Here is an 8,444-nt window from a genome sequence, read left to right as displayed (position 1 = left end):
TGCTCAAGCCGGAGTACAAGGGCCAGGTCGCCCTCAACGGCAACCCGACCAAGTCCGGCTCCGCCTTCGGCGGCGTCTACGCGGCCGCGCTCGCCAACGGCGGTTCGCTGGACAACATCCAGCCCGGCATCGACTTCTTCGGCAAGCTGAAGCAGTCCGGCAACTTCAACCCGGTCGAGTCGACCCCGGCCACCGTCGAGAAGGGCGAGACCCCGATCTCGATCGACTGGTCCTACCTGAACGCGGGCTACACCGACGAGTTCAAGGACAAGGGCGTCGACTGGAAGGTCTCCATCCCGACCGACGGCTCCTACGCCCAGTTCTACAACCAGGCCGTCAACAAGTGGGCCCCGCACCCGGCGGCCGCCCGCCTGTGGCAGGAGTACCTGTTCAGCACCGAGGGCCAGAACCTCTTCCTCGGCGGCTACGCCACCCCGTCCACCTTCGAGGCCCTGAAGAAGGACGGCACCCTGGACGCCGCCGGCGCCGCCAAGCTGCCCGCCGTCGAGAAGCCGTTCACCACCTTCCCGACCGTCGACCAGATCAACGCGGCCAAGAAGGTCGTCACCGAGAACTGGACCAAGGCGATCGCGGGCTGACACCCAGGCCACGTACCGCACTTCGGGCTGAGAAAAGGCACTCATGACCACGGCTCCCACCCCGGTGCCGACCACCCCCGCCGCCACCTCCCCCGGTGGCGGCGCGGGGGCGTCCGCCACCGCCACGACCACCTCCCCCACCACCACCGCGCCCGGCCCGCGGCGCCGGCCGCTCGCCCGCCTCGGCGGCGCGTCCTGGCTGGCGGCCGTGCCGCTGCTGCTGTTCTTCCTGATCGGCTTCGGCCTCCCCGCCGTCGCCATCGTGATCGGCGCGTTCACCACCTCCAGCGACGCGGAGTCCGGCGCCGGGCAGTTCACCTTCGACAACCTGACGGCCTCCGTCCAGGGCGGCTACCAGACGGCCATGCTGAGCAGCCTCAAGCTCTCCGCGCTGACCGCGCTGCTCGCCACCGTCCTCGGCCTGCCGCTCGCCCAGGCCGTCGTCACCTCCCGGCGCGGCTGGCTGCGCCAGGCGGTGCTCACCGCCTCCGGCGTGCTCGCCAACTTCGGCGGCCTGCCGCTCGCCTTCGCGTTCGTCGCCACCCTCGGCAACGCCGGCGAGATCACCAAGCTGCTGCACCTCACCGACCACGGCTGGTCGCTGTACTCGTTCACCGGCCTGACCGTCGTCTACCTGTACTTCCTCGTCCCGCTGATGGTGCTCACCATCACCCCGGCCCTGGACGGCCTGCGGACCCAGTGGCGCGAGGCGGCCCAGAACAACCGGGCCACCACCGTCCAGTACTGGCTCCACGTCGCCCTGCCGATCCTGCTGCCCTCCCTGCTCGGCGGCTTCGTGCTGCTCTTCGGCAGCGCCTTCGCCGCCTACGCGACGGCCGCCGCCATGGTCGGCGCGACCGTCCCGCTGGTCAGCCGCTCGATCGCGGACGCGCTCTCCGGCAACGTGCTGGTCGGCCAGGGCAACCTCGCCCTCGCCCTCAGCCTCAACATGATCTTCGTGGCCGTCCTGGTGATGGCCGTGTACCTCCCCCTCCAGCGCCGGAGCGCCCGATGGCTCAGCTGACCACCCCCGCCCGCCCCGGCCGACGCACCGTCCGCTGGTGGCGCGGAGCCGTGCTGCTGCTCGCCGGCGTCTACTTCGTCGTCCCGCTCGCGGCCTCCTTCTGGTTCTCGATCGACGACCCCCAGGGCATCTCCTTCGCGGCCTACACCGGGCTGCTCTCCGCCCCCGGCTTCCTGGACAGCCTCTGGCTGACCCTCGGCCTCGCCGTCGTGACCGTCATGGTGCTGCTGCTCCTGCTCGTCCCGGCGCTGATCTCCGTGCGGCTCGGCTCGCCGAAGCTGCGCCCGGTGCTCGACGTGCTCTGCACCCTGCCGCTGGTCGTCCCGCCGGTCGCGCTGACCGCCGGCCTGATCGGCGTGCTCCGCTGGGGCCCGGACTACCTGATGGACACCCCGTTCTTCCAGACCTTCGTGTTCATCCAGGACCCGGACTTCCCGCTGGTGCTGGTCATCGCCTACGTGCTGATGGCCCTGCCGCTCGCCTACCGCGCCCTGGACGCCGGCCTGCGCTCGATGGACGTGCGCACCCTGGTCGAGGCCGCCCGCAACTGCGGCGCGAGCTGGCCGCGCGCGGTGTTCACCGTCGTCCTGCCCAACCTGCGCGGGGCGCTGCTGAACGCCTCCTTCCTCACCCTGGCCCTGGTGCTCGGCGAGTTCACCACCGCCTCGATCCTCGGCTTCCAGCCCTTCCCGGTCTGGATCTACTCGGTCGGCAACAGCCAGGCCCACATGTCGGTCGCGGTCTCCATCCTGAGCCTGCTGCTCACCTGGCTGCTGCTGCTCCTGCTGGCCACCGCCGGGCGCGAGCGCCGCGCCAAGACCGCCACCTCCTGAAACCCCCCGGAGTCACCAGTCATGACCACGGCCACCGCCATCGCCGCCGACGCCCCGCTCGCCTCCGGCAGCGCCACCGTCGAATTCCGTTCCCTGCGCCGCGCGTTCGGCGCCACCACCGCCCTCGACGGCCTGGACCTGACCGTCCGCCCGGGCGAGCTGCTCGCCCTGCTCGGCCCGTCCGGCTGCGGCAAGACCACCGCGCTGCGCATCCTGGCCGGCTTCGAGCAGCACGACTCCGGCGAGGTGCTGGTCGACGGCCAGGACATCACCGCGATACCCGCGCACAAGCGCGACGCGGGCATGGTGTTCCAGTCCTACAGCCTCTTCCCGCACCTGACCGCGCTGGACAACGTCGCCTTCGGGCTGCGGATGCGCGGCACCGGAAAGGCCGAGCGCCGCAAGCGGGCCCTGGAGCTGCTGGAGCTGGTCGGCCTGCCGCACCGCGCCGACCACTACCCGCACCAGATGTCCGGCGGCCAGCAGCAGCGCATCGCGCTCGCCCGCGCGCTCGCCCTCCAGCCGCGCGTCCTGCTGCTGGACGAGCCGCTGTCCGCGCTGGACGCCAAGGTCCGCCTCCAGCTGCGCGAGGAGATCCGCCGCCTCCAGCAGGAGCTGGGCATCACCACCCTGTTCGTCACCCACGACCAGGAGGAGGCGCTGTCGATGGCCGACCGGGTCGCGGTGCTGCGGGCCGGACGGCTGGAGCAGTGCGCCGCCCCGTCCGAGCTGTACGGCCGGCCGGCCACCGCCTTCGTCGCCGAGTTCGTCGGCACCATGAGCCGCATCCCGTGCACCCGCACCTCGGACGGCGTCGAGGTGCTCGGCCGCCGGCACGCGGTGGACGGCGAGGTCCCGGCCGACGGCGAGCTCCAGGTGCTGGTCCGCCCGGAGAACGTCGCCCTGACCCCGGCCGAGGACGGCCCCGCGCTGGTGGTCACCGCCTCCTTCCTGGGCGCCGTCACCCGGCTCACCGTCCGCCTGGACGACGGCACCGAGGTCAAGGCCGACCTGCCCACCGAGGCCGCCACCGCACTGCCGGCCGGCGCCCGGGCCGCGCTCACCCTGCCGGAGCGCCCGGTGCTGGTGGACCGCCGCGCCGCCTGAGAGCCTCGTACCTCCCCGCTCCGCCCGACGACGTACCGGCGGAGCACCGAAGAAGCGCCGACGAAGCGCCGGAGAACCACCGAAGGTACCGCCATGCCTGACACCGCCATGCCCGCGTCCAACGCGCTGCCCGCCGCCGTCCTGTTCGACATGGACGGCACCCTGGTCGACACCGAGCAGCTGTGGTGGCAGACCGCCGCCGAAATCGCCGAGGAACTGCGCCACCCGCTCACCGACCAGGACGCCCCCGAGGTGCTCGGCCAGGCCGTCGAGCACACCGCCGCCCACCTGCACGCGGTCAGCGGCACCGCCCTCAGTGAGGCCGAACTCGCCGCCCGGCTCGGCGAGTCCTTCGCCGCCAAGGTCGCCGCCGAGACGGTGCCGCGCCCCGGCGCGCTCGCCCTGCTGGCCGCGCTGCGCGACGCGGGGGTGCCGACCGCGCTGGTCTCCGCCTCCCCGCGCCGGGTGGTGGACCTGGTGCTGTCCGCCATCGGCCGGGACTGGTTCGCCGTCACCCTGGCCGCCGAGGACACCCCGCGCACCAAGCCCGCGCCCGACCCGTACCTCGCCGCCGCCGAACGGCTCGGCCTGGACCCGGCCGACTGCCTCGCCGTCGAGGACACCCCGACCGGGGTCGCCTCCGCCACCGCGGCCGGCTGCGCCGTGCTCGCCGTGCCGTCCACCCCGGTGCCGATGCCGCGGGGCGAGCGGATCACCCTGCTCGCCAGCCTGGAGCAGGCCGACCTCGCCCTGCTCGGGAAGCTCGCCGGCGCCGGCGCGGTTCGACCCTGACATGCCCTATCTCCTGCTCGCCCTGGCCATCATCAGCGAGGTCTGCGCCACCAGCTGCCTCAAGCTCACCGAGGGGTTCACCCGGCTCTGGCCGAGCCTCGGCGTCGGTGTCGGCTACGTGCTCTCCTTCCTGCTGCTCGGCCGCGCGCTCAAGCACATACCGGTCTCGGTCGCCTACGCGGTCTGGTCCGGGGCCGGCACCGCGGCGGTCGCCGGGATCGGGGTGGTCGCCTTCGGCGAGTCGCTCGGGCGGCTCCAGTGGCTGGGGATCGCGCTGGTGATCGTCGGGGTGGTCGTGCTCAACCTCAGGGGCGGGCACTCCTGACGCCGCTTCCGACGCCCTTTCTGACGGTCCGTCAACTCTGAATTCGCTGGTCAACTCCCCTGCCGGGGCGGGAAGTCGGACGTGCCGACGACCCGCCCCGGACGCTTCGCTACGGTGTCCCCCATGACGGACCCCCGCCCACACCACTACCGCTTCGTCCACCGCGAGCTGGCCCGCCAGGTGCTGGAGTTCGGCCCGCGCGTGGCCACCCCGACCCCGGACGGCGGCAGCCTGCTGCCCGTCGTCACCCAGATCTGGGACGACCTCGGCAGCACCCTGCCGCCCGAGGACCGCCTGCCCGACCACGGCCTCGACTGCCGCCACCTGTCGGTCGACGGCCACCACATGCTGCTGGTCACCCTGCCCGCCCCGGTCGGCGCCACCGAGGCCCACTTCGTCGCCGCCGTCCAGCCGGGCGGCGCCAGGACCGTCCGCTACGTGACCCTGGAGCACGCGTTCAGCCCCTTCGACGGCAGCCCCGGCACCGTCCTCGGCGAGTGGACCGCCGAGAGCCACCTCAACCACGGCCCGGGGCCCTCCCCCGTCGCCGAGCTGTTCGTCACGGCCGTGGTGCGGCTCGTCACCCCGAAGAAGCGCGGCTTCTGGCGCCGCTGAGACCGACCGTACGTATACACCTCGAAGCTGGGCCGCCGACGTCAAGAAGGCGTCGACGGCCCGTAAAGGTCCCGTAACGACCGCCTCCGGTGACGACCGTGACGATCTCTCCCCGGTCGGCTGGAGCTATGCTCGCCCGGTCCGACAATCGACGCATCGGGGGGCGAAAGTGTCCGACTTCAAAGTCAGTACCGAATTCCTCGCAAAACTGGCCCAAGACCTCAAAGGCTGTGCCGACGAACTCGACCAGGGCCTCAAGGCCTTCGAGGCGGCCGGCCACACCGGCACCGGCTTCGACTTCCTGGACGAGGCCTGCGGGCACTTCAAGGACAAGTGGCAGTTCGGCCTGAAGAAGGTCCGCGAGTGCGTCAAGGCCCTGGACGAGGGCCTTGAGCAGGTGCAGAAGAACTACGACGGCACCGAGCAGAGCATCGTCAAGGTCCTCGCCCCGGCGGGGCAGTCGTGAGCGCCCCCACGCCGGCGCCCGACTGGTCCGGCCTCGGCTTCAACCCCACGCCCGGCGACTCCGCCGCCGTCACCGCGCTCAGCACCAGCCTGCGCCGGGTCGGCCAGCACCTGAGCGGCGTGCACACCACGCTCTCCCAGATCTCCAACAACGAGGGCCAGTGGACGGGTGAGGCCGCCAAGAAGTTCTCCGAGCAGTTCGGCAAGCTCCCCGGCTACCTCCAGGACGCCGCCGACTCGATCACCTCGGCCTACACGGCGCTCGACGTCTGGTACAAGGCGCTGACCGAACACCAGCCCAAGGCCGCCGAGTTGGCCGCCTCCGCGGTCGCCGCCAAGAAGAAGAAGGAGGAGGCGGACAAGGCCCACAGCGCCGCGGCCGCCGCCCCCGACCTCCAACTGGCCGGCCGCTCCTACCCCGACGACGCCAGCCTCGCCGCCGCGGAGCAGCGCTACAACACGGCGAAGAACCACCTGGACTCCGCCGCCGGTCTGCTCACCAGCGCCTCCAACGAGCTGGCCGGCCTCCAGAAGCAGGCCCACGAGCTCGCCGGGACCCACAAGTCGGACGCCCAGAAGACGGCCGAGGCCGTCCGCAAGGCCGCCGACAGCAAGGCCCCGCCGGAGCCGGGCATGCTCAGCAAGATCGGCGACTGGTTCAGCAAGCACGGCGGGGACCTGCTGACGGTGGCCTCCGGCATCTGCGGCGTCGCGGCCATCTTCTGCCCCGCGTTCGCCCTGCCCGCCATCCTGCTGAGCGTCGGCGCGGCGGGCCTGCACGCCAAGCAGTACGGCATCAAGGGCCTGATGCCGACCAGTTGGGACAACCTCGGCAACGACCTCACCCTGGCCGGCGACCTCCTCGGGGCCCTGCCCGGAGGCGCCCTCCTCAAGGGCGGGGTCACCGCGTTCCGGGGCGCCCGCGCCGCCGAGGGCGGGGCCAAGGCCGTGAGCGCCGGCGCCAAGGAGATCCGCGTCGCCGCCCGGGCGATGGACCCGGCCAGCCCGATCTTCACCACCGCGATCGAGAAGCCCGCCATGAAGCTCGGGCTCTCCAAGGCCGCCGCGATGAACGTCTCCGACGGCGTGCAGGCGGCCAGCGGGGTCGCGCTGACGGCCCCCACCGCGGCCGGCCTCTTCACCGACAGCCCGAGCCCGGGGCTGGGCGCCGCGATCAACTACACCACCGGCGGCGGCACCGCGCTCAACGGAGCCGGCGGCGCCATCGGCGGCAGCGGCAAGGGCCGGATCCTGCCCGCCCTGCTCGGCGGCGGCAGCGCGATCGTCACCGGTGTCTGGGGAGTGGGACATGACTGATACGACCATGCCGTCCGTCTGGCTCTCCCTGCCCGAGGGGTTCACGGACATCGACCTGGCCGAGGACCCGGGCGACCGGATGAGCCGGATCGTGGACGGGCTCGACGGGCTCACCGACGCCGGTCCGGAGCAGAAGCTCGGCATCGCCGTCTCCGCCGAGCTCGCCCTCCAGGCACAGCTGCGCGAGGGTGCGGTGCACGTCTCCAACTGCCTGGTGCAGACCGAGGAGGGCGAGATCGTCCAGGGCGTGTTCAGCCTGTACCTGCGCGAGCAGGAGCAGGGCGCCCCGGGCGGCTACCCCCAGCGCGTCGCCCGGGAGCTCGCGACCGCCTGGCCGGACGCCGACATCGAGGTCCTCGACTTCCCGCTCGGCCGGGCCGCCGTGACCGTCCGCGACCTGGCCGTGCCCGTCTCCGGGACGGCCTACGGCCTGCCGGGATCGGGCATCACCACCGTCCGCCAGCTGGAGGCCCTGTTCGCGCACCCGTGGAGCCCCCACGTGCTCGCCGTCGTCTTCTCCACCCAGCACCTGGACTACTGGGACGGCTGGTCGGTCCTGGTGGGCGCCGCCATCAGCGGGATCTCCTTCTACCCCCCGCTGAACGAGACGTCGAACGCCCTGCCGCCCGAGCGGCAGGACAACATCCGAAAGGCCTTCGGGTGACGATCACCCAGCCCGACCAGGGCACCACCCGGAGCGGGCCCCGCCGACTCGGCGGGGCCCTGGCCCTCATCGCCGTCACCACGGCGGTGCTCGTCGGCGTCATCGCGCTGGACGTCTACGTCAACTCGTTCCTCGCCGCGGTGGTGGGGCTCGCCTACCCGCTGATCGTGCTGTACGCGTTCGCCGTGCGCCGCGACGCCGACAGCAACCCCCGGTTCCAGAAGAACATGGTCGCCTGGGGCCTGGGCATCTCCGTCGTCGGCTTCGTCGCCTACCTGGCCGGTACCGAGGCCTGGGCGAACCTGATCCTGGGTTCGGGGCGGACCGTGCAGGCCGTGGTCGTCGACGAGAAGGTCACCGACGCGCTCCACGGCACCGGGCGGGCGTACAGCCTGGCCTCCACGGAGCTGAACGACGACGTGCCGGGCGGCCCGCTCACGGAGAGCTCCCCCCGGTTCAAGCGCGGCCAGGTGATCACCGTCCGGATGGACCCGGCCGGGCGGGTCGCCCCCAAGCTCCCCGGCGAGGCCGACTCCTCCGCCTACCTGCTGGCGTTCCTCGGCTGCAACGTCCTGATCGACGGCACCCTGCTCTGGTCGGTGCGCCGGCCGAAGGAGTCGTCCGCCTGAGCCGGCCGGTCGCCTGGGCCGGTCTGCGCACCACCGTGCGGCCGATCATGGACGAGGAGGTGTTCAACTACGCC

General features: G+C 72.4%; 11 protein-coding genes. All 11 read left to right on the top strand.

The window, feature by feature from the left end; genetic code table 11:
* On the top strand, positions 1 to 599 hold a 599-nt coding region (locus ACWDCZ_RS37625), incomplete at its 5' end, for an ABC transporter substrate-binding protein (RefSeq protein ID WP_449818273.1).
* 43 nt (positions 600 to 642) lie between these two features.
* Positions 643 to 1,623 carry an ABC transporter permease gene (locus ACWDCZ_RS37620; RefSeq protein ID WP_074001649.1) on the top strand — a complete coding sequence of 327 codons (981 nt, stop codon included), beginning with the start codon at positions 643 to 645 and terminating at the stop codon, positions 1,621 to 1,623.
* Positions 1,611 to 2,456, top strand: coding sequence for an ABC transporter permease (locus tag ACWDCZ_RS37615; RefSeq protein ID WP_449818271.1), 846 nt, complete (start codon positions 1,611 to 1,613; stop codon positions 2,454 to 2,456). Before ACWDCZ_RS37620 ends, ACWDCZ_RS37615 begins: the two co-directional genes overlap by 13 nt.
* A 21-nt stretch (positions 2,457 to 2,477) precedes the next feature.
* Positions 2,478 to 3,563 carry an ABC transporter ATP-binding protein gene (locus ACWDCZ_RS37610; protein WP_449818270.1) on the top strand — a complete coding sequence of 362 codons (1,086 nt, stop codon included), beginning with the start codon at positions 2,478 to 2,480 and terminating at the stop codon, positions 3,561 to 3,563.
* A 93-nt stretch (positions 3,564 to 3,656) separates the two neighbouring features.
* Positions 3,657 to 4,355 carry an HAD family hydrolase gene (locus ACWDCZ_RS37605; RefSeq protein WP_241852793.1) on the top strand — a complete coding sequence of 233 codons (699 nt, stop codon included), beginning with the start codon at positions 3,657 to 3,659 and terminating at the stop codon, positions 4,353 to 4,355.
* 1 nt (position 4,356) lies between these two features.
* Positions 4,357 to 4,680, top strand: a complete 324-nt coding sequence (locus ACWDCZ_RS37600; RefSeq protein ID WP_049654278.1) for a DMT family transporter — start codon at positions 4,357 to 4,359, stop codon at positions 4,678 to 4,680.
* A gap of 123 nt (positions 4,681 to 4,803) precedes the next feature.
* On the top strand, positions 4,804 to 5,295 hold the full coding sequence (locus tag ACWDCZ_RS37595) for a hypothetical protein (RefSeq protein ID WP_074001651.1): 492 nt from the start codon (positions 4,804 to 4,806) through the stop codon (positions 5,293 to 5,295).
* A gap of 169 nt (positions 5,296 to 5,464) precedes the next feature.
* Entirely contained in the window at positions 5,465 to 5,761 is a 297-nt protein-coding gene (locus ACWDCZ_RS37590; protein WP_049654274.1) for a hypothetical protein, read from the top strand.
* Positions 5,758 to 7,077, top strand: a complete 1,320-nt coding sequence (locus ACWDCZ_RS37585) for a putative T7SS-secreted protein (protein ID WP_074001652.1) — start codon at positions 5,758 to 5,760, stop codon at positions 7,075 to 7,077. The genes ACWDCZ_RS37590 and ACWDCZ_RS37585 overlap by 4 nt, the downstream gene beginning before the upstream one ends.
* Positions 7,070 to 7,741: a hypothetical protein gene (locus tag ACWDCZ_RS37580; RefSeq protein ID WP_375873261.1), complete on the top strand. Its 672-nt coding sequence runs from the start codon at positions 7,070 to 7,072 to the stop codon at positions 7,739 to 7,741. The genes ACWDCZ_RS37585 and ACWDCZ_RS37580 overlap by 8 nt, the downstream gene beginning before the upstream one ends.
* Positions 7,738 to 8,370, top strand: a complete 633-nt coding sequence (locus ACWDCZ_RS37575; RefSeq protein ID WP_387825809.1) for a hypothetical protein — start codon at positions 7,738 to 7,740, stop codon at positions 8,368 to 8,370. The genes ACWDCZ_RS37580 and ACWDCZ_RS37575 overlap by 4 nt, the downstream gene beginning before the upstream one ends.
* Positions 8,371 to 8,444 lie beyond the last annotated feature (74 nt).

It is taken from the genome of Kitasatospora sp. NPDC001225, from assembly GCF_053597855.1.
Note: the sequence above shows the minus strand (reverse complement) of the source record. Positions and strands in the feature narration are given on the sequence as shown.